Annotated in this window: 17 protein-coding genes and 1 tRNA gene; 3 read left to right on the top strand and 15 right to left on the bottom strand. The window is 42.6% G+C overall.

Annotation, left to right across the window (positions count from 1 at the left end):
• Nucleotides 1-43 precede the first annotated feature (43 nt).
• From EDD70_RS00475 to EDD70_RS00425, 11 genes are all read right to left on the bottom strand, one after another.
• The gene (locus EDD70_RS00475) at nucleotides 44-2455 is read right to left on the bottom strand and encodes an ATP-binding protein (RefSeq protein WP_092754070.1); all 2412 of its coding nucleotides are present in this window, start codon (nucleotides 2453-2455) and stop codon (nucleotides 44-46) included.
• Nucleotides 2456-2476: 21 nt separating this feature from the next.
• Complete coding sequence (locus tag EDD70_RS00470; RefSeq protein WP_092754073.1) at nucleotides 2477-3286, bottom strand: TIGR02391 family protein; 810 nt, start codon at nucleotides 3284-3286, stop codon at nucleotides 2477-2479.
• Nucleotides 3287-5230: 1944 nt separating this feature from the next.
• Nucleotides 5231-6400 (bottom strand): hypothetical protein, encoded by a 1170-nt coding sequence (locus EDD70_RS00465; RefSeq protein WP_092754078.1) that lies wholly within the window; start codon nucleotides 6398-6400, stop codon nucleotides 5231-5233.
• 193 nt (nucleotides 6401-6593) lie between these two features.
• Nucleotides 6594-6679, bottom strand: a tRNA-Leu gene (locus EDD70_RS00460).
• 71 nt (nucleotides 6680-6750) lie between these two features.
• Nucleotides 6751-8019, bottom strand: coding sequence for a methionine gamma-lyase family protein (locus EDD70_RS00455; protein ID WP_092754678.1), 1269 nt, complete (start codon nucleotides 8017-8019; stop codon nucleotides 6751-6753).
• Nucleotides 8020-8038: 19 nt separating this feature from the next.
• Entirely contained in the window at nucleotides 8039-8791 is a 753-nt protein-coding gene (locus tag EDD70_RS00450) for a GNAT family N-acetyltransferase (RefSeq protein ID WP_092754081.1), read from the bottom strand.
• Nucleotides 8784-9806: a M42 family metallopeptidase gene (locus EDD70_RS00445; protein ID WP_092754084.1), complete on the bottom strand. Its 1023-nt coding sequence runs from the start codon at nucleotides 9804-9806 to the stop codon at nucleotides 8784-8786. Before EDD70_RS00445 ends, EDD70_RS00450 begins: the two co-directional genes overlap by 8 nt.
• On the bottom strand, nucleotides 9803-10828 hold the full coding sequence (locus EDD70_RS00440; protein ID WP_170162797.1) for a M42 family metallopeptidase: 1026 nt from the start codon (nucleotides 10826-10828) through the stop codon (nucleotides 9803-9805). Before EDD70_RS00440 ends, EDD70_RS00445 begins: the two co-directional genes overlap by 4 nt.
• Nucleotides 10829-10907: 79 nt before the next feature.
• Nucleotides 10908-12299 carry a UDP-N-acetylmuramoyl-L-alanine--D-glutamate ligase gene (gene murD / locus EDD70_RS00435; protein WP_092754090.1) on the bottom strand — a complete coding sequence of 464 codons (1392 nt, stop codon included), beginning with the start codon at nucleotides 12297-12299 and terminating at the stop codon, nucleotides 10908-10910.
• Between the two features lie 309 nt (nucleotides 12300-12608).
• Nucleotides 12609-13235 (bottom strand): GNAT family N-acetyltransferase, encoded by a 627-nt coding sequence (locus EDD70_RS00430; protein WP_092754093.1) that lies wholly within the window; start codon nucleotides 13233-13235, stop codon nucleotides 12609-12611.
• 307 nt (nucleotides 13236-13542) lie between these two features.
• Complete coding sequence (locus EDD70_RS00425; protein ID WP_092754096.1) at nucleotides 13543-14088, bottom strand: Chromate resistance protein ChrB; 546 nt, start codon at nucleotides 14086-14088, stop codon at nucleotides 13543-13545.
• Nucleotides 14089-14484: 396 nt separating this feature from the next.
• On the opposite strand from EDD70_RS00425, the gene asnA reads away from it, so the two are divergent.
• From asnA to EDD70_RS00410, 3 genes are all read left to right on the top strand, one after another.
• The gene (gene asnA, locus EDD70_RS00420) at nucleotides 14485-15480 is read left to right on the top strand and encodes an aspartate--ammonia ligase (protein WP_205408610.1); all 996 of its coding nucleotides are present in this window, start codon (nucleotides 14485-14487) and stop codon (nucleotides 15478-15480) included.
• A gap of 102 nt (nucleotides 15481-15582) precedes the next feature.
• Nucleotides 15583-17664: a glutamine synthetase III family protein gene (locus EDD70_RS00415; protein WP_092754102.1), complete on the top strand. Its 2082-nt coding sequence runs from the start codon at nucleotides 15583-15585 to the stop codon at nucleotides 17662-17664.
• Nucleotides 17665-17705: 41 nt separating this feature from the next.
• Entirely contained in the window at nucleotides 17706-19358 is a 1653-nt protein-coding gene (locus EDD70_RS00410) for a peptide ABC transporter substrate-binding protein (RefSeq protein ID WP_162840877.1), read from the top strand.
• Between the two features lie 162 nt (nucleotides 19359-19520).
• On the opposite strand, the gene EDD70_RS00405 is transcribed toward EDD70_RS00410, so the two are convergent.
• From EDD70_RS00405 to pgsA, 4 genes are all read right to left on the bottom strand, one after another.
• On the bottom strand, nucleotides 19521-20114 hold the full coding sequence (locus EDD70_RS00405) for a hypothetical protein (RefSeq protein ID WP_092754107.1): 594 nt from the start codon (nucleotides 20112-20114) through the stop codon (nucleotides 19521-19523).
• Between the two features lie 97 nt (nucleotides 20115-20211).
• The gene (locus EDD70_RS00400) at nucleotides 20212-20658 is read right to left on the bottom strand and encodes an N-acetyltransferase (RefSeq protein WP_242943118.1); all 447 of its coding nucleotides are present in this window, start codon (nucleotides 20656-20658) and stop codon (nucleotides 20212-20214) included.
• Entirely contained in the window at nucleotides 20640-22037 is a 1398-nt protein-coding gene (gene cysS / locus EDD70_RS00395; RefSeq protein WP_092754110.1) for a cysteine--tRNA ligase, read from the bottom strand. Before cysS ends, EDD70_RS00400 begins: the two co-directional genes overlap by 19 nt.
• A gap of 106 nt (nucleotides 22038-22143) precedes the next feature.
• On the bottom strand, nucleotides 22144-22728 hold the full coding sequence (pgsA, locus tag EDD70_RS00390) for a CDP-diacylglycerol--glycerol-3-phosphate 3-phosphatidyltransferase (protein WP_092754113.1): 585 nt from the start codon (nucleotides 22726-22728) through the stop codon (nucleotides 22144-22146).

Here is a 22728-nt window from a genome sequence, read left to right as displayed (position 1 = left end):
TCACAAACACATAAGGATTAGTTAGCTTTTCTTAAAAGGGTAATTAAAGACTGTTTGAATCAAAGAACTTTTTAAAAGTATTATATGCGACAGAAAACGCAAGAATGGTAGAATCATCAATATTCCATCCATTGGGATATTTTGTTGTATCTTCTGCATCATAATGATCAGCGTCATTCCGTCCTGCATTCAAATCATCCATACAACTACAAAATTTATTCCTACTTATTTCTATACTAGTAAAACTATTACCAAGTAAACTCCATTTATCGTTTATTATCGTTTTTATTGAAGAAAAATACAAAATAAACAATTTATGATCAAAAAAATCGCCGAAAGTACAAGTTTTTGGATCTGGACAAGGGTTAGCTTTTTTATTTATATCAATTTTTACTTTTTGATTGCTTAAGTACCCTTGAAACATCTTTCTTCCTGCCGATGTTTGACCTGTTAATGTAAAGTAGTTTCTGATATATGTTTTAAGCTTAATTTCACATTCTACAACTTTATTTTGTACATAAATTCTACGCTCATCATTTGACATGTCTAGAGGATCTTTTTCATCATATTTTTTAATATAATCTCTTATGGACTCAATATTAAATGTTACATAGAATGTTGTTCTGTCATATTCAATAAGCCCATATTTTTCAAGATGATCTATTTTTGAAATGTCATTGTATTCGAATTTTTGGTATATTTCCGGCGAAAGAGCAATTTTTTTTAGCACATTATATTCGTCATTGAAAATGGTCAAGTGCTGTAAAATTATTTCACACAATCTATTACCTTCTGCTGAATTATTAAATTGAATTAACAAATGATCAACTGTGGCTCTACTGACCTCATAAAGTTTTCCATGTATGCGGTACTTTTTAATTTTATTAAAAACATATGAACAAAATTGACGTACAGCATATGGTTGCCCACCAAACGCCCGATTTATAATTGCGTAAACGTCAGTAAATGCTATGTTGCTATAGCTACCTAAAGTATTAATCATCACCTTAGTTTGTTCATCGCTAAATGCGGGTAAATATGTTTTTATTGAATCTGCACAGTTTGTAATACGACCATACATGGGATTATCTCCTGTCTTCCCATTGTAATTAATTGTATTTATCTCATTAATTGTAGAATTTACGCCACTTACAATTATCGGACAGCCACTATCTCTCAATGCTCCCCAAAAGCCACAATATGTTTCTACATTTTTCCACAATTCAAATTTAGCAGTGTTATATGTGATCAATTCAATCTCGTCTATTGCAATTACAAGAGTAGAACAATTTTTACAATATATTTTTATATCTTCAACAAAAAATTGAGAAGCACGTTTTTCATAGTCTTTTTCTGTACTATTTAACTGTAAGCGAGACTTAAAATCATCACGGTTTTCACTTTTAGCTTGATCAATACCTAATGTTGCTTGTCTAACTTTTTGTGCTATATAATATAACGCTGTATTCCAAGAATCCAAACTTTCAAGCTCAGACCTAGACTCAATTTTTATGTATTTTATATTGTCCCTCTCTAATCTTCTAAGGACTGCATTTAATACTGAGGTTTTACCGCTGCGCCGTAGCCCAAATATTCCAGAATTATTTTTTTGTTGGCATCTTGCCACAATGGAATCTGCTATTTTTCCACGATCTCCAAATAACAAATTGTCATCATCAATTGCGTTTGTTTCTCCTAGCATGTCGTTTTCATATAAATATTCGTGGAATCTGGTTAAGAATATATCTATTAAATCATTATCTGATTTACAATCAATTATTTCTTCAAATGAAAAAGGTATTACTGCAGCCGTAGTGCTTCCTTTAATCTTATCAATTTCTTCCTTTAAATTATTCGCATTGCTTACCATAATATAGAAATTAACCAGCGGTCTTCTATCGTATATTTCTCTGCGCTTTCTAATTTCACGCTCAACAATTAATGATTTTTGTTGCCAATTTCGTTCATTAAAGTGAGAAAATATTAGTAAAAATTCATATTGACCACGTATATATTGCTTAAATATCTCAGTTGCTCCAATTAGGCAGAATTGATAAATACTACTTTGGTCAATTATATGGTGTCCTATTTTTGTTATATATAGTATTTTGCTTAGCTTCTCTAAAATAACATCTTCTTTAGAACCCACTTTTAAAAACTGCGAAAAAATTAATTCCCTATTTGTGTCTATATGGCGTGCAAATCCAGGCGTGTAAAATTGAATTACATCTTTATAAGTGGCCAACTCAGGTAATAAAAGCTTAATATTTGTAGCTGTTCCATAATTCCACCCTTTTGAGGGTGTTGGCGTAAATTCAACACACTCATTTACGCTCAGGTCTTGAAATGATGTGTATTTATTAAGAAACCTACAGTCAAAGTAGTATTTATTCTTGTCATCACCCAAGATGTAACCGCAAAAATTTTTCTCAATACTTAAAATTTGTCCTTTCATAAGTCCTCCTATTGTTATATGTCAGGCTGTAAAGTGAGGAACGACAATGCATTGATCCAATTGTTTATGTAAAAAGGAAATTGTACACAGGATGTCCACTGCATCCGATTCATTTATAAGCCATTTTATCTTAGGTTCATGTGCAGTAACATTTCTGACCATGGAGGTGACTCCGTTCAACATTTGGTGGAGCCCGTTTTGCTGATTCTGTTCACTGCTGGTTTGAAGCTTATTCATAGCAAGATACGGGTTGCTAATCTTAAACGCTTCATCAAATAATTTGTACCCATCCAAAGACAAAGAGGTCAATTCTCTGACTCTGTCAGACAAACTTTTTGTTGCCTCAAATACAGCGTGAAAATAATTTTCTTGGAGCAATTCTTCTTTACAGTATTTTAGCACACATTCATGCACACAGCGTTGACGTAACATGCGCTCTAAGTTTTGTGTTCGATGCTTCACTTCATCAATGGTTGTTGCGGCGACAGCAAAACACAAATTGCCGTCCCTCTGTATTTCCAGCCCAGCAGTAAGGATTACCTGATTCACGTCAGTTCTAAATGCTTCATACTTGTCTGAATCGTTCATAAATAGAACAGGTTGTAGAGCTTCCTTGATAAAGCGGAGAATAGCATTAGGCGAGCGGTCTTTGTTTTGGCGCTCGATAAAACAGTAATCAAGCCGACGCCACTTTGTCGTTTGATTGCTATTATCGTCAATACCACATTGACACAGAAGTTTTGAGATTTCACTCCCTGTCATATAATTGCCAAGTGCCTTACTTAACGCTTCAACTTGGCCTCTATTAAAGCACTGGGCTTGTTGGCACATAATTTGCTCCTCACCTTCGCCACAAATTTTCTTGTAACCTTTGCTGCCAGTTTATTTGTTCTGCAAACTCATAGTAGCGTATAGATTTTAAATTTAATTGTGCTACAAGTTTTGAGTCACAATAAACTATTAATTTTATCTTTTATAGCCAATTGATATAAAGGATTTATGGCTTGCAGTAATTAATTTGCTCATTACTGCTATGCTCGGTCGTTGGATGAACTTCGTATAATTGCTATAATCAGCAAATAAATAAGCTTTGCAATATATAATTAAATTACAATATATACCAAATATACCACTTGTCCATCAAGATTTCAATGTAAGTCAGCACAATACGGCGGAATAACCCATTTTTTATATAATACTTTGCCATACGATCATCATATCCGTTCTAAGTTTTTATTTTATGGGCGTATCAACCGCAAAACAAGAAATTGTAAACCGACTTGAAAAAGATGAGTTCAGCATATTCATTGCCGGCAGCATCTTTGATTTGGGAAATAATTTTCTTGACAGCATCGAATTTATCAAACATTTGGCGGAAAATAATATAAGAGTAATTTGTATTGATAATAACTTGGATTCTGCTTATTCACTGTTCCTTAACCAATGATACTATGCGATTCTTCTAAGTCTTATAATTCCACTCTGACTAATTTTGAAAAGGCTACCGACATAAGTCTGTTCCTTTTTTGACCATACTTGCTTAGTGAACATAGTGTGCAACGTTCGTTTGCCTGCTGCCAAAGCCTTTATTTTATGCGGGTTTCCGAGTGTGTCGTTATGAACATTCGCACCAGCAAACCCTCACACTATTCGAGATATAAGAAAAGCCACCCATTAATGGGCGGCTTTTCTTATTGCATGGAACTAGCTAGCCTTTAGTTTGGATATTTATCTGCTGCTTTCTCAAAACAATATTCAATTTTATTTTAGATGGATTTTAACATCGGGTACCCCTTTGAATTTATTCAAGAATAGAATATCGCTTTCCTCCAATAATCATTTTAATGATTAATATGAAAGGTGACACAAAACTATACCAACGATCTTTATTTCACGATTTCTTCTTTTATAGATACTTTGTGTGTTTTGAGTATCTCTATGATTTCGTATGCTTGTTCTCTAAATCCAACTTAGGTATGAAATGTTATCTCCGATTCTTTATCAAAATAGCTATAAGAAAGTGATCTAAAGCCACCTTTGGGGCCTAAATATAACGTAACATCCTGAGCCGTTTTTAAATTTTCTGCAAAAATCTCTTTTTGTCTTTCGTTTTCTTGAATTACTTCTTCATCAATAATCTCTAATGAATTCCATAATACATCGAGCGTACCAATTCGGGGAAAGTTGACTGTAATAAACCGATCACTGCCTCTGCTCCATATTTCCTGACGTCCAACGGTAATCCCCTCTGTTTAGGGAATTAATCCTTTTGCATACTTTGTTAAATCCGTGGTTAACTTTACTTTTATATTTTTCTCCATAATTACTCCTAAAGCACATAATCACAAATTATTTGTCTTTATATAGATTAGATTAAATTCACCTGTAAATAAAAAACAATTGACTGACAAAATAAAGTTTGGTGCGCTAATTTCTGTTTCTCTGCACAATATAATAATTTTATATCCATAATACCACGCTTTCCTGGATATAAAAACATCTTCCCCTTGGCAGAAGATTGGAGAAAGTCAATCAGATTAATCATTTTGGGGCAATCAACAAGCAGTAATTACTACCTGAGTTTAGTTTGGATTACTCCAGAAACGATAAAAGCCAAGATGAAAGACCGTCGACATAAATTGAAGGTCTTTTCAATGGTGCGGGTGTTTATAACGACAAACTCGGAGACCCGCACAAAATAAAGGTTTTTGGCATTAGGCAAACGAATATTACAGTAGAACGCACTTCAAAAGAGAGTGCGTTTGATTTTTACGCTTATATGTACCCGCATTCAATTGTTAAATTAAGGGCTAGATATGGAAGGCCCTTATTGCCACTAGCAATTTCTTTACAAATTTCATCTTGAACAGAGGCAATAAGAATAATTTCTTTATGATAATCGCAATATTTAATTCTTAAAGTTGAATTAGGGAACTTTTCCCATAGCGGGTATAAAAATTGTGTACTATGGATTTTTCGCATCTGTATTTGCTCATCTGACAAGTTGCCATTATTCTTTAAATCTTCCACCACTATTTCAGAAACACTGTCTGTTATCTTGTAATCTAAAATTAAAAAGCTTTGGGTCAAAAAGGCCGTATTCAACTGGCTGACTTTCATAGGGGTTCTATCAATAGGCTTTAATGACCCATCGAATTTATCGGCGAGTATTTCTATGTTATCAAATAGAAATATTCTTCTTGCTATGTCCATAGCGTTACATGATGTGATAATTTGAGCAGCGTAATCACGCAGTTTTTCTATCGTCAAGGAAAAAGACTTATTTGCTTTGCCGTAATAACATGTTATTCTTTTCTCATCGACATGGTATGTGTGATGATAGGCAATATTTCTCCAATCAGAAAGTCTGATATCAACTGGAGAAGTTTTCAGTACTCGCATTAACTTTTTCTTATCTAATATGTTGCTTAGGGTTATTCCAAAGCTTGCCTTACGGATACTGTCAAAGTCGAAAGATTCGTTTTGAACAATTTTTATTACTGCATAGAGTTCATTTATTTCAATCTTTGCTGAAAGTTCCAAAGTGTCACCTATATGACTCATATATCTCATTGCAGCATCATAACAGTCATCTGGCACTGAATTTGGAGTTGCAACTTTAACATTCCACATCAGATTTTCATTATTAGCGAACTCATCCTTTGTTGAAATAATAATGTCCCATAGAAGATCGGCATTTTTTTCAAAGGCTGACCAATATAAACTCAAGATTTCGTTAATTCCATTTTTGAAAACTTCATTGTTGGTATAAATCATAAAATAGCCAAACATTGAAAGTATTTGGTCGTTCAAAATATAGTTGTCTAAAATATTTAGGTTTTTGAAATATGGTGCTAATGTATATCTGATGGCACCTTTTAATTCTGCAGAAGTAAATCCATTTTCCGATATGCTTTTCAACATGTCGTCAATTATAAAGCCCATTGTTTCACTTTCACCATCCTTCCATGACTTTAGCAACTGTTTTACAATCTATAGTAGTTTAATTGCATAACCGTGATCAATTTGGTTTCAACGTAATAATCATAGCACATTTTGAAGAATGATGATAAACAAAAACAGACTGGCAATAGCCAATCTGTTTTTGTCGTTATGAACACTCGAAGTTCATTCGTAGTGGTGCGGATGACAGGACTTGAACCTGCACGGGGGTAATCCACTAGAGCCTAAATCTAGCGCGTCTGCCAATTCCGCCACATCCGCAGTTGCAAAAGCTATTTTAACACAAAGTGGCGTTCTTAGTCAAGTGCAAATGCGATAAATCTCAAGGTTAATTATTTTGCAATCGCGCCGCGCTCTAACATAGACTGTGCGGCAAGCAAAATACCCATTTTTCCGCTGTGGTAGGTTAACCCGCCTTGCAGCCAAACTGCATATGGTTCGCGGATAGGACCATCTGCAGAAAGTTCAATGGATGCCCCCATGGTAAACGCACCCGCTGCCATAATAACAGGGCTGTCGTAGCCAGGCATAGCCCATGGCTCGGGCTGTACAAAGGCATCTACAGGCGAGCCCTTTTGTACGCCTTGACAAAATGCAACCAGTCCCGCTTCGCTGCCCAGTGTCACCGCCTGGATGATATCTGTGCGGGGTTCATCGAATTTTGGGTACACCTCAAACCCAAGCAGTTCAAAATAAGCCGATGCAAATACCGCAGTTTTTACCGCGTTCTCCACAACATCCGGCGCGAAAAACAACCCCATAAACATGTTGCGCGTCTGCCCCAGTGTGCAGCCAACCTCTTTGCCCATGCCGGGCGATGTGAGGCGATACGCACAAAGTTCAACCAAATCTTTTCTTCCGGCTATGTAACCGCCTGTTTGCGCTATACCTCCGCCCGCATTTTTAATCAGCGAACCGATAATCAAATCTGCCCCTGCCTGTGTGGGTTCTCTCTCTTCAACAAATTCTCCATAGCAATTATCCACCATAATAATGGCGTCCGGATTGCCCGCACGCACTGCTTTGCATAGCTTCTCAATTTCTGATATACGCAGCGACGGTCTCAGTGCATATCCGCGAGAGCGCTGAACATAGGCGACTTTTGCGCCTTTTACCGCTTCAGCTATCTGTTCGTAATCGGGGGTACCGTCCGGCAATAGGTTCAATTGGCGATAATGCACGCCAAAATCTTTAAGAGAACCGGTGTTTTCGCCTCGTATGCCGATTACTTCTTCCATCGTATCGTACGGCGAACCGGTGATAGATACCATCACGTCGCCGGGGCGCAGCACGCCGAACAATGCCGTGGTAAGCGCATGCGTACCCGATACAAAATTGTGGCGCACCAGTGCATCTTCGCACCCCATTACTTCGGCAAAAACAGCATCAAGCACCTCTCGCCCGCGGTCACCGTAGCCGTAACCTGTACTGCCTACAAAATGGGTTTCGCTCAACCCCTGCCGATTAAATGCAGAAAGCACCTTGAGTTGATTATATTCCGCAATCTCATCTATTTGGGCAAAGCGTGCAGCACATTTCTCCTCTGCCTGCTTTGCAATCTTTTGTAAATACGGGTCAATTTGAAAAAAGTTTTGTTCCATTTCTGTTTCCTTACTGTTTTTATTCAAGTGTAATCTCAAAATATTTACCGGCTTCTTCGAAACCAATATTTTGATAAAGCTGATATGCATGTTCGTTCAGCGCAATAATTTGCGGTAAGCGCCCCTCACTCAGTATGCGCTCAACAAGTGCATGTAAAATTTGGGTTGCAAACCCTTTGCCGCGCTGGTTCGGCCTGGTTGCTACCGAGCCGATGACGGCTGTATGTGGGTTTTGATAATACACGCCCGCTGTGGCAGATAATGTATGTGCTCTCTCTTCAGGGGCTGAGAACGATTCATCGTAAATACCGTAAACGTAGGCAAGCCCCCGACGTATTTTAAGCGAAACATCGCAATACCAGCGTTCAAACACAGCGGCTTGCATGTTTTCAAACGTTTCATAAAGTAAGGCAAAAACATCGTCCAGTTTCGGGGATGTCTCTACCCTGCTGTGGAACTCAATGTGCCCTTTGGCATAGCGCATAACGGATGTGGAGGTGTAACGACCTTTGACATTCAGCCTATTCGCCGCCTGCTCACCGCACACCACCGTGTGGCAGCCGCACATGCGTATGAACTGGTTGAGCTCATCCGAGTCAAACAGTTCGCCGTCTATGGTGAGCACCCCATCGCAGTACGAAAGTAGAGTACCTTCATCAGTGCGGTAAAAATACGGCGCATGCGGTAAGTCTTTATAAGCAATCCATTGAGTATAAATTCTTGCATTATATACAGATTGTATGCAATCCACCTTATCCGTCAGCTTAATCAAGGGCGGACATCTCCTTACACATGTGAGCAACCAATGCCCTTGTGTTCTCAATATCTTCTATTTTCAGCACACAAGACGGCGAATGCAGATAACGGCACGGCATAGAAACAGCGATACAACGCACACCTCCGCGCGAACACTGTATTGAACGCGAATCGTTGCCTCCATACACACCCTCTTTGGTTTGCACGGGGATGCTACTCCTTTTGCCGATGTCCATTGCAAGTTGGTATAGCTCCCTATCGTAAATGGTGCCTCGGTCCATAAAACCAACTACCGGGCCTTTGCCCACCGAGCACACTTTTTTCGCATCGGGTACGCCGCCCACATCGCCCGCAGTTGTGCTTTCCACCACAATTGCACAATCAGGAGCGATGGAAAATGCAGCCGTCTTAGCGCCTACTGTACCAATTTCCTCTTGTACCGTAAAGGCAAACCATGTGTCGTATTCCAATTCGTTTTGAATCATATCAATCAGGATTGCACAACCTGCGCGGTCATCCAGTGCACGCGCTTTAATCATACCGTCGCCAAATCGCACAAAGTCGCTGTCGTATACAGCGCGGTCGCCCACATTCACATACTGCTGTGCCTCTGCCTTGTCTTTCGCACCGATGTCGATGTACAAATCGTCTGTTTCGATTACCTTATCTTTTTCGGCAGCCTCTATCAGATGCACGGGGCGGGCACCGATAACTCCGTAAACGCCTTGGTTCCCCACCAACACGGCTTTACCGATGATGACGCGGCTGTCAATTCCGCCTACCGTAGTAAATTTAAGCAGGCCTTTTTCGTCGATATGTGTGATAATAAAACCAACCTCGTCCATATGCGCGGCGAGCATGACCTTTTTAAGCGGGCGCTTTGCACCCTGTTTAAACACCAGCAGATTACCTACATGATCGCTGTGGTACTCGCAGTACCCGTCTATTTCTTTCTTGATATATTCCGCCACGGCGGTTTCATCGCCCGAAACACCTTTTAACAGGCTCAGTCGCTCAATCAATTCAATCATTTGTGCGCCTCCTCTGCCTTGATGAACTCCGCAATCATTTTAGCGGTGTTTTCGATATCGCCTACACTCACCTTTTCTACCGGAGTATGCATGTATTGTTGAGGTATGGATAGTAACCCCGTAGCAACCCCTGCACCGCTGGATGCGATACTGTCTGCGTTGGTGCCTGTACCGCCGCCCATTACCTCGGTCTGATAAGGAATCTCTCTCTTTTTTGCAACTTCAACCAAACGGTCGCTCATATATTTGCTAAGAATGGGGGCAATGCCAATCATCGGCCCTTTGCACAAATCGCCGCATTTATAGCGCGGAGAATCGGGCGTATAGGCAAAGCTCACATCCACCGTAATACAATGGGTAGGCGCAACCGCAAATGCTGCTGTTTTAGCACCTGCCGCTCCCGTTTCCTCCTGTGTGGTGAGGGTAAGGGTAATGCCACAGTCGAGGTTGGTATCGGCAAGCAACTGCACAGCGCGGATAACCGCGGCACAACCCGCTCGGTCATCCAAAGCCTTGCTTGTAATCAGGTCTCCGAGCATCTCACGGCTGCGCGCTTTGATGGTAACACGGTCACCGAGAGAAACTGCCGCTTGTGCCTGTTCACGGTTCATACCAATATCAATATAGATATCGTCTATTTTGGGGTTTTTCTTTTCGCCCTCCCCCTGCAAATGCGGCGGAGTGGAACAGATGATACCTGTAAGCGGTTGTTTGCCGTACACAATTACCTCAGAAGCAAGCAGCAGACGGCGGTCGATCCCCCCCACATTGCTTACTTTGAGAAAACCGTCCGTGTCGATATAAGTGACAATCATACCGATTTCATCGATATGCGCATCGAGCATATAGTGGCGCGCGCCCTCTTTTGCCTTGCGCACACTGCAAATCAAATTGCCGAGGTTATCGGTTCTCACCGTTCCGTACGGGGCAAGAATTTCGGCTGCCATGGCGGTTACATTTTGTTCTGTACCCGAAACACCCACGGCGGCTGCCAGCCGCAGGGTTAGTTCTTTCGTATCCATCCTGTCAATTCCTTTCATGGTACTATTTACTCTCATCTATTATTGAAATACGTTGATTGTTCATTTTTTAAAATACCTGCTATAAAGCTTTGACGATGCTTTTAAAATGTTTTCCGCGCAATTCAAAATTTGCATATTTATCAAAGCTGGCACACGCGGGCGAAAGCGTAACAATATCGCCCTGCTTGGCAAGTTCACGTGCTTTTGCAACGGCTTCATCCATCGAATCCACTCGGTAAATCGGCAGGCTCTCGGGGGAATATCCTTCTTGAGCCGTTACCACTTCTTCAATTTTATCTGCTGTGTCCCCCATCAAAATAAGATGTTTCACTTTTTCAATAATTTTAGGGCCCAGAGGCTCAAAGGGGATTTTTTTATCGTAGCCGCCTGCGATTAAAATCACTTTATGCGTAAACGAATTTAACCCTGCTATCGCTCTTGTGGGGCTGCTTGCAATCGAATCGTTGTACCATTTTACGCCGTCCAGTTCACGAACCAGCTCAATGCGATGCTCAACACCGCCGAATACGCGCGCCACCATGGCGATGTTTTCGGGGGAAACCTCGCCCCACACCGCTGCAATCGCAGTAAGATAATTTTCGATATTATGCACGCCCGGGATTCGAATTTCATCGCGGTGCAGTACACGGTTCATTCCCTTTTCATCTACGGCACAAAGGTAACCCTCGCTGTCTAAAAAAGTGCCTCTTTCCACCCCTACACGGCGCGAAAACCAGCGCAGGTCGCCGCGAACCAGCTTGGCAAAGCTGCGGGTAATTTCGTTATCGTTGTTAAGCACAGTGCGCGAAAATGCATTTTGATGCGCAACAAGGTGCTGTTTCGCTTGAATGTATTCCTCCATGGTACCATGTATATCCAGGTGATTCGGTGCCACATTGGTGACTACCGCTACATCTACCGCCTGCCGCATAGAAAGCAGCTGAAAGCTTGAAAGTTCCACCACAGCACAATCATCGGGTGATATTTCTTCAATATAGCAAAGCAGCGGTTTGCCGATGTTGCCGCCGACGTGAACGGTTTTGCCCTGAATACTGAGCATTTCACCAATCAGGGTGGTGGTGGTGGTTTTGCCGTCCGAACCTGTCACAGCATACTTTTTACAAGGGCAAAGGTCGAGAAAAACCTCCATTTCGGACGTGACTACTCTGCCTGCTTTGCGGGCAGCCGTAAGCTTTTCGTTGTTGTAGTACATCCCGGGTGTACGAAAAATAACATCGTATTTGGTAAGGTTGTTGAGGTACCCCTCGCCAAGGTCAAACTTTACCCCGTACTCTTTCAACTCTTCTCCCGCTTCACCAAGCTGTTCTTCGCTTTTTTTATCGCATAGTGTGCAGTCGATGCCTTTTTGTGCCATCATCTGAATTAAACGGGTATGGGTAACCCCTAAACCGATAAACGCCACTTTTTTGTTTTGCATCTCATCAAAAAAACGCTTTACTTTACTGTCCATATTGTAAACCACCTCTGCGGCAAATTGCGCCGCCGTAATTAATCTTGCATATCTTTATATTATACTTTTGTAATGCCGAAATATCAACAAAAGCGCATAAAAAAGCACCTTTTTTCGCAAAACGGGTTACCATATACGCTTTTTGCCCCAATACGACAAAAAAGCCGCTGCCTTTTGGGGCAACAGCTTTTCTTGCAGCAGTTCCGTTTTAAAACGGGATTGTTTGCATAACGGCATTTGTTTGCAAAACCACTTGCGTGGCAGGCCCAATGCCTATTTTTTCGTTTCACAACGAAAAAAGCTATAGTTTCATCTTACCATGCAGAACTGTTTGAGGCTAAAGTTTTTTTGCACCGTTTCAAACAGCTTAAAGCCATAATGCTCATACATATGCACGTTCTCTACATTATGCGTTTCAAGTGATGTTGTCATTCTGTTTTTATCGGCATATTCCAGCACAGAGCTCATCATCTTGCTTGCAATGCCTTTACCGCGCATAGACGGGCGCACCGCAAAGTAGATAATATGCAGGCGATTTTCCTGCTTGATTTCCTCAGTCCACTCGGAGTTGAGGTAACTCTTACCCTTCATAAAGTTAATAAAAGTTTGCATACTGGGGTCATCTTTAATTAGGTATACGGCTGTTTTCAGCGCATAAAAAACCTCGGTAGCATAGTATTTAATCGGGTTGTACGGCTCACTTTCGTCCGATACAACGATAATACCGTTGACGTCCTCACTGTCTGCATAAACTTCGCAGTTTTCAAACATCTCATCCAAATCACAACTAAAAATATCCGGCAGAATCTTATTTCTGATTTCTTGTTTTGGTATCAATTGACAGTAGAGCGGATCCTCTCGGAAGCATTCAGTCAACAACTGTTTCAGCTTATCTTCGTCTTTTCTGTCTACCCTGTATAAACTTTCGGTTTTCACGATTTCACTCACCTTTATCATCATTAAAAAAGTATTTGTACATTTATGATAGGTAAGTATTGCTAATGCATAAATTTCACTCCCAATAGTGTTTTTGCCGGAGTGTGTTCTTTGGATGATTTTATTATACTCCTGTGGTCAAGCCGTCTGCAAACCGCTTAAACACAACAAAGACTGTAATAAGCAACTACTTATCACAGTCTTTTTCAATTTAAATAGCGAAAACCATTGTTTTCCTCATTATTTCACGTTCATGCTATGTTTCATGGCGTTTGTTCACATATCAATACAATTTGTACAAGTTTTGTTAAAATTTAGCTTTGTCAATTAACTTTTTCAGTTGGTCGGCAAAGTCCGAAGCGTCCGCCACACAACGGTCAAAAATACGGTCAATTTGCTTTTCAATTTCAGTTTCGGCAGATGCCCCAAAGTGGTCTCTGCTCTTTGCTCTGCCATACCGCCTAACAAGCTTTTTGATTTCATCCGAGGTCTTATCATCCAGTTTGGCAGACTTGGTTTTGATTTTAACCAGTAAACTGTTGCAGTTTTCAATCAAATCTTTATATTCTTCAACACTCTGCTGTTCAAAGCGTTGAATCATTGCCTGCTCGTCTTTTTGGTTTACAAAGTTCATTTCAATAATGGCAGCCTCGCCACCCAAGTTTTTTATTTTTTCACACAGCAGCACAAGTTCGCTTACCTTTCGGCTGCTTTTTGGCAGCAAAGAAACACCGTGGTTAAATGCCACAGCGCCAATATCTTTTAGTTTACGCCAAACATACACCCTGTTTTTCGAGGGGTTGATGGGTAGATTATAATTAAGGGCAATCCAACGGATTCGTGTTGCAGCCATAACATTTCCCCCTCTCGTTTCATGTAAATCTTTGCTTTTGGCAAGCCTTTTTATGCTCACATTTCTATTTCTATTGTAACAGGTGATACAAAAATGTCAACGTAAAATATGCGATTGGAAGGAACTGCAAATGTTAATTTATCTAAATAAAGCGCAGTGCATTCTGCCTTTGTGGTGTAGTGCTACAAATATCGTAACAAGCTTTTTGCGAACATTGCATTTTAAGGGCAAAAATGATACTATAAAAGTTGCGAAACGGTGACTCGACGCTTGATTTCCGGGTGTTTTTTTACCTGAAACCACAGCTTTTTACCGTATGCGGTAAATTAAAAATATACTTTAATTTATGTTGCAATGATCGAAACGGAGGAACGACCCGTGTCAACTCAAAATCTTATGATTCCGCAGGTATACCCTGCAAAGCTTGATATTATGGAAACGGAAAAAGCCATCAAGCTGGTGAAGGATACCTTTGAAACCGAACTAGCTGCTGTGCTAGAGCTTACCCGCGTATCCGCACCGCTGTATGTGCGCCCCGAATCAGGGCTGAACGACGACCTTAACGGCGTGGAGCGCCCCGTTCAATTCGATATTAAAGATATCGGCGCCGATGTTGCTATCGTACACAGCCTTGCCAAATGGAAGCGTATGGCGCTGAAACGGTACGGCTTTAAACCCGAAACGGGCTTATATACCGATATGAACGCCATCCGCCGTGACGAAGAACTCGACAACTTGCACTCGGTGTATGTAGACCAGTGGGACTGGGAAAAAGTGATTTTGGATGAGGACAGAACCTTGCATTTTCTCAAACACACTGTACGCGAGATACTGTCTGCGATTGTTGCCACACAAAAAATACTCTGCGCCCGTTTTGAACAACTCGACTGCTTTATTACAAAAGATGTACACTTTGTCAGCTCGCAGGAGCTGGAGGATCTGTACCCCGACCTGACCCCGAAAGAGCGCGAGAACGAAATTTGCAAACGATACGGTGTTGTTTTTATCACCCAAATTGGCGGCAAACTGCGCAGCGGCAAACCACACGACGGCAGAGCCCCCGACTACGATGACTGGGACCTCAACGGTGACCTGCTGATTTGGTACCCCGTACTCAACCGCGCAATCGAACTTTCCTCCATGGGTATCCGTGTAGATGCAGCTGCACTCAACCGTCAGCTTACTTTGGCGGGGTGCGAAAACCGCCGCGAGCTGCCGTTTCATAAAATGCTTTTAAACAACGAGCTTCCGCTCACTATGGGCGGCGGTATCGGTCAATCGCGCCTTTGCATGGTGCTTTTGCAAAAAGCACACATCGGCGAGGTACAGGCATCTGTTTGGCCGGACGATATGATGGGTGCCTGCGAGGCAAACGGTATCCATCTGCTGTAAGCAGCTTGCTTTCAGCCTTGTTTACAACCATAACCTTTGCAAGTAACAAACGGTATTGCTGAGATTCTCAAGTTTGAAAATCTTATTTAATGGGGGCTTATTATGGATATTATCGAGATTTTTGGAAGCAAGGTGTTTGGCGAAACCGAAATGCGCCAGCGCCTGCCCAAACGCGTTTACGACAGCCTAAAGCACACCAACCGCGAAGGTGCGCCGCTTGACCCTGCCATAGCAGAGGTGGTAGCGGGTGCTATGAAAGATTGGGCGGTTGAAAATGGCGCCACCCATTATACCCACTGGTTTCAACCTATGACAAATATTACAGCGGGCAAGCACGACAGCTTTCTTACCCCGACGAGCGACGGCTCTATTATTTTAGAGTTTTCGGGCAAAAGCCTTGTTGTCGGCGAGCCCGATGCCTCCAGCTTCCCCAACGGGGGGCTGCGCAACACCTTTGAGGCACGCGGCTATACCGCATGGGACCCAACCTCGCCCGCGTTTATCCGCGACCATACCTTATATATACCCACCGCCTTTTGTGCGTACACGGGTGAAGCGTTGGATATGAAAACGCCTTTGCTGCGCTCTATGCAGACTTTATCTGCAGAGGCATTGCGCATTTTACACTTGTTCGGCAACAACACATCTCACCGCGTTATTCCTACAGTAGGTGCCGAGCAGGAATATTTTTTGGTTGACCGCAATTTATACGAAAAGCGGCTCGACCTTAAAATTTGCGGCAGAACGTTGTTCGGTGCAAAGCCCCCAAAAGGGCAGGAGCTTGACGACCATTACTGCGGCAGAATTCGTCTGCGTGTAGCAGAGTTTATGGAAAAGCTGGACAAAGAATTGTGGAGCCTTGGCGTAACATCCAAAACCAAGCACAACGAGGCTGCGCCCGCACAGCATGAGCTAGCACCTGTGTTTGCAAGTGCCAACATCGCGTGCGACCACAATCACCTCACCATGGAAATGATGCGGATTACCGCAAAAAAACTGGAGCTTGCCTGCCTGCTGCATGAAAAACCATTTGCAGGCGTAAACGGCAGCGGCAAACACAACAACTGGTCGCTCTCCACCGATGACGGGCTGAATCTGCTCGACCCCGGCAAAACCCCGTGGGAAAACGTACAGTTTCTTACCTTTTTGTGTGCGGTCATCACCGCAGTGCACGAATACAGCGATTTACTGCGTCTTTCTGCCACCAGTGCGGGCAACGACCACCGTTTGGGCGGCTACGAGGCTCCGCCTGCTATCATATCCATTTTTCTCGGTGAGCAGCTCACTCACATCTTAACCGATATTGCCAACGGCAAGGATGTGGACGTGCCCGCTGCTGTTTCGCTGCAAATGGGTGTAGAAACTCTGCCCAACCTAAACCGCGACGAAAGTGACCGCAACCGGACATCTCCGTTTGCTTTTACCGGTAATAAGTTCGAGTTCCGCATGGTGGGGTCTTCCCAATCCATAGCGCTTGCCAACGTGATGCTGAACGCAGCGGTTGCCGATGTACTGCATAATTATGCCGACCGCCTTGCTCAGTCGGACGATTTTGATACCGAGCTGAAGGCAATTATCTCTGATACAGTTCGCGACCACAGTGCTGTTATTTTTAACGGGAACAACTATTCGGCAGAGTGGGTAGAAGAAGCGAAACGCCGCGGTTTGCCCAACCTCGCCAACACCGTTGATGCCATTGAGGCAATGATTGACTGTAAGAACATCAATCTGTTTGAGCGTACCGGCATTTTCTCCGAATCAGAATGCCGCAGCCGCTACGATATTATGCTCGAGAATTACTGCAAGGTTGTCTCTATCGAGGCCGCCACCATGCTCGAGATGGCAAAACGCCAAATCTTCCCCGCATGTGTAAAATACGCAGGCGATATTGCCACATCTTTTAATGCGATGAGTACCGCCGGGCTGGGGGCAGCATCGGTAAAAAAACACCTTGCTCTTTTGGACGAACTGATTGGGGACATACAGGATCACATTTGTGCACTTGAGGATGCCTACGCCTACGCACAAGGGATTGCATGCCATAAAGATCATGCCGTTGCTATGCGCAATTGTGTGTTGCCTGCAATGGATACACTGCGCGCAAGTTGCGACCGTATGGAAACGATTGTAGACTACGACTGTTGGCCGATGCCGACTTATACCGATTTACTGCACCGCGTATAAAAATGATGTACACTTTTTTGTTTAAGGGGGAATTGCGGAGCGTGAAAAAACTGATATCTCTGCTGCTTGCCACAGTTTTTTTGTTGACAAGCTTTGTTTCTTGCGGTAAAAAAGATAAGACCGGCTATACAGTAAAATATGATTTAACCGACGTACCGCGCTCCCTCGACCCTCAGCTTGCAACCACCAGCGAATCACTGATGGTTGTTGAGAATACCTTTGAGGGGTTGTTGCGCCAAGGTAAAAACGGCGAACTCATCCCCGGTGTTGCCACCGATTACAAAGTGTCGGAAGATGGGCTTACATATACGTTTGAACTGCGAAAAAACGCAACGTGGAGTGACGAAGAAAATACCCCCGTGACCGCCCATGATTTTGTATTTGCCTTTCAGCGTGTGGTCGACCCTGCAACAAACAGCGCTGGTGCCTCCAACTTGTTGTGTGTGGAAAATGCCCCCAAAATATTACGAGGGGAACTTCCCACGTCGGCTCTGGGAGTATCTGCTCAAGGCGACTACACGTTCATTGTAAAACTTGAAACTCCGAACCCGTTCTTTGCCGAAATTGTCACATCCTCCATTGCTATGCCCTGCAACGAAGAATTTTTTCTCTCAACAAAAGGGCGATACGGTCTGAACCCCGAATATTTAATATTCAACGGTCCGTTCATCGTCAAAAACTTTGATGAACAGCGCAGGATGACTCTGCGAGCCAATGAGAATTACCACTCAGGCACTCCGGTTACCGCAGGAGGTGTCGACCTCTATTTTCAATTTGATGACAAACCCGATAAAGATAACCCCAATTCCGTATTACAAACGGGTGTACAAAAATTGCTTGAACGTTTCTATACAGGCAAAACGGATGCAGCACCTATCACTTATAGCGATGTGGAGATCCTAAAAGCTGAAAATAAAGCTGCTATCTACAGTTTTGAAAATACGGTATGGGGGCTTGCATTTAACTGCACCACCAATACTTACGGCAACGAAAAAATCCGCCGTGCAATTATGCTTTCCATCAACACCGATGCACTTACGCCATCTATTTCGGGGAATCTCTCTCCTGCCAATTCCATTGTACCATCCGCAGTTACCATGCTAAATAAAACTTACCGCGAAATTGCAGGATACGATTTGCGTACCAAACGAGACCCTGCCTTGGCAAAAAAATTGCTGGAGGAAGGGCTTGCCGAGTTAGAGGCAAACAAGCTTTCTAAAACTACGATCATCTGCCCTGATACAGGCGGCTACGCGCCTATTCTGAGTGTTTTACAGCGGCAACTGCAAGAGAATTTAGGCATCTTCATCAACTTGGAGCCAATGCCGATGGATGCACTGAATGCCAAGGTTCGCAGCGGCGATTATATGCTCGCTTTGGTACCGCTTACTGCTGGGCGTAACAACCCCGACGCTGTGTTGAGCACGTTTGCCGGTTACTCCAATCAGAATATCACGGGGTATTCGAACACGGTGTACGATAAAATTCTTACCGATGCGATGGTTGCGGATGATATTGCAAAAGCGTCACTGCTGTATAAACAAGCCGAAAGCATGTTGATGGACAGCGCAGTGTTTCTGCCGTTGGCATTTGAAACCTCGTACTATGCAGCCTCGCCCAACGTAAAAGATTTAATCTTTTCACCCTTTTCGTATAAGGTGTTCTTTAAGTATGCTCAAGAAGCCGGTAAGTGAATATTAGTAAAGCCCTCTCCAAAAGGAGAGGGCTTTACTAATTGCAATATAAGGTCTTTGCCCGCTTTGAGCGAAACGAAAGCACAAAACTTTTTCTGTCTGCTTTCTATTGAACTCCACTTTTTCAAAAGCTCATTTTTAGTGCTTATATTACAAGATTGTTTAGCTACCATACGCCAATATCTCTGACATAATTGCAGAAGAATTATCAAGCACTCCATAAGTATTTTGTGTACCAACTATGCATATCTCATTATATCCTTCTGATAAAGGAAATATAATATCATTGAAAGTGAGTTCTTTAACAGGGATACCTTCATAATTTTCATGCATACAGTTCATTTTGACGGTTTGAGTATTATTATAAGTCAACCGTAAATAGTTAAATTCGTCAGACATTAAACTCCAATCAAAGTTGCCTTTATCATCTAAGCATAAAATAGCCATAGCTGCTTCTTTCATTGCTTCTGGAAAACGTCCATTCAATAACTTTAATATTTTTTCATACCCATCTGAATCAGGCTCGAATTGTATTTCTTTGCTATCCTTAATGATATAAATTCGGTTCGGGTGACCTATAAGGTCAGTTGGAGTGATGGCACTCCGAGAATCATATTTCTCCGAAAAAATACCGGATTGCATGCTCTCATCGTCTTTGAGAGTTCTATTTTGTGAAACTGCATCATCATTTGAATTTGAGCAGGAAGCAAACACAACCATACACAATAGCGTAATTAATAGCAGTAACTTCTTCATGGAGCACCTCTCCTTCTCGTTTTACTATTAGATATATTATAGCAGAAAAAGCAAAACCAACAAAGCCCTCTCCAAAAGGAGAGGGCTTCTTTGTTTATTATTCTTTTGTCCACGCCATAACATACAGGATGTGGTCGTTGTCTTCGGCTTTCTTTTCATCCGCGATAACAAACCCGCAAGACCGATAAAACCGTACAGCATTGCGGTTTTCTTTGTATACCTCCAGTGTAAGGGGGCTATACAAGTTTTTTATATAGTTTATCAATGCAGTGCCAATGCCGATGCCCTGTTGTTCAAAATCGACAAACAGCGCACCAATCAGCGTATTATCCAGTACACTCACAAAGCCAAGCACTTTGCCTTCCCGCTCATCCACATAAGTATCGGAGGAGGGTATCCAAACATTCTTGACGGTATCGTAGTTGTTGTACCAGTAATCTTCAGGGATAAACGGGTGCCCCTGAATTGTGGCGTTCAGCCAAATATCCATCACGCGTGGAATATCCAGCATACTGATTTTTCGAATCACTTTGCCAAACTCCATTTCACACCCTGCGGTGTATCTTCCAGTACCACACCCATATCTTTGAGTTTATCGCGAATTTCATCTGCGGTTTTAAAGTCTTTGTTTTTTCTTGCCTCCTGCCGCTGCTCAATCAGTGCTTCCACCTCGGCATCGATACTCTGATTTTTGCGGTTGTAGAGCAAACCGAGTACATCGGTAAGTTCATCAAACAGAGCTGCAGCAAACTCCAAATAGTCTTTGCTGCGCGGTTCGGCAATGACGGTATTGATGTCACGCGCCATATCAAACAAAGCGGCAATACCGTCTGCGGTATTCAGGTCATCATCCATTGCTGTGATGAACTGCTCGCGGCGTGCTTCCAGTTGTTTTTTAAGTTCTGCTTCGTCCTCACCAACGGTATCAATCGCATTTTTCAGTGCGAAATCCAGGTTATCGCGGCAAGTATGCAAACGCGCAAGTGCTGCCTGACATTGCTCGATGACCTCAATACTATAGTTGATGGGGCTGCGGTAGTGTGCCTGCAACATCATAAACTTAATGGGCTCGTAGCCAAATTTATTTGCCACATCGCGTGTGGTAAAAAAGTTATTCAGTGATTTACTCATCTTGCGGTTATCCACATTGATGTAACCGTTGTGCATCCAGTAATGAACATAATCTTTGCCTGAGCAGCACTCTGCCTGTGCAATCTCATTTTCGTGATGCGGGAAGATTAAATCCTGGCCGCCGCAGTGGATATCGATGGTTTCGCCCAGATATTTGCGTATCATTGCGGTACATTCAATATGCCATCCGGGGCGACCCATTCCCCAAGGGGATTCCCATGCGGGTTCACCCGGCTTTGCCGCTTTCCATAGCACAAAGTCCATTGCATCCTCTTTTTGCTCGCTTACGTCAATACGGTTGCCTGCATCCAGTTCCTCCAGCGGCATATGCGACAGCTTGCCGTAACCGGGGTCTTTCTTTGTGCGGAAGTATACATCGCCATTTTTTGCGTAGGCAAAGCCCTTTTCCACCAACTGCTCAACAATATGAATAATTTCGTCCACATTTTCAGTCGCTTTGGGGTGATAGGTAGCTTCGCGCACACCCAAACCTGTTGCATCGATTTTATATTCTTCGATGTAACGTGCCGCAACCTCTGCAACGGTGATACCCTCTTCATTTGCTTTTTTGATGAGTTTATCATCAATGTCGGTAAAATTCTGCACAAAGGTAACCTTATTGCCGCGATATTCAAGGTAGCGGCGCAGAACATCAAACACACAAATAGGGCGTGCGTTGCCAATATGGATATAATTATAAACAGTAGGCCCGCAGGCATACATTTTAATTTCACCCGGTGTTATGGGGATAAGTTCTTCTTTTTGTCTCGTGAGCGTATTGTATACTTTCATTTATGTTCCTCCGGTTATATAATTACTTCTCTGCTTTTTGCAGATACCGCATTGAGGTTATCATAAGTGCAGAGAGGTTTGCTCTAAACGAATTGCTGCTGCTGGTTTATTTCATATCGCTGATACAGCTGCGGTTTTTCCACACATAGTTCGTGCCGGAAATGACTGTAAGTATTACCGAAAGCCACATCAACACATCCGATGGTATGCGCAGCGCCACCCACAAGCCCTGGTCCCATGCGCCAACCAAGCCCGAGTTCATCAGTAGCCACAAAACTAAAATGGTGTAAATAATCCAAACCATTTGGCATACTGTTTTGTATTTGCCCCATTTGTCTGCAGCTATTACGATACCTCTGCCTGCGGCAATCAAGCGCAGAGAAGTAACCAAAAATTCGCGCGCAAGAATAATTACAATTACAAATGCGGGGGCATAACCCAGTTCTACAAAGCAAATCATACCAGCCATAACCAAAATTTTATCTGCAAGCGGGTCCATAAACTTGCCAAAATCGGTTACAAGCCCCTGTTTACGCGCAATTTTACCATCAAGCAAATCGGTGAGCGATGCTATTACAAAAACAAACAACGCCCATAAATAGTTATGCGCCATTCCATCCATTAACATGAACACCAGAAACACCGGAACCAGCGCCATACGCAATACCGTGAGTTTATTTGGTAAATTCAA

Origin of the sequence: Hydrogenoanaerobacterium saccharovorans (genome assembly GCF_003814745.1) — a bacterium.
GTDB lineage: Bacteria > Bacillota > Clostridia > Oscillospirales > Ruminococcaceae > Hydrogenoanaerobacterium > Hydrogenoanaerobacterium saccharovorans.
Note: the sequence above shows the minus strand (reverse complement) of the source record. Positions and strands in the feature narration are given on the sequence as shown.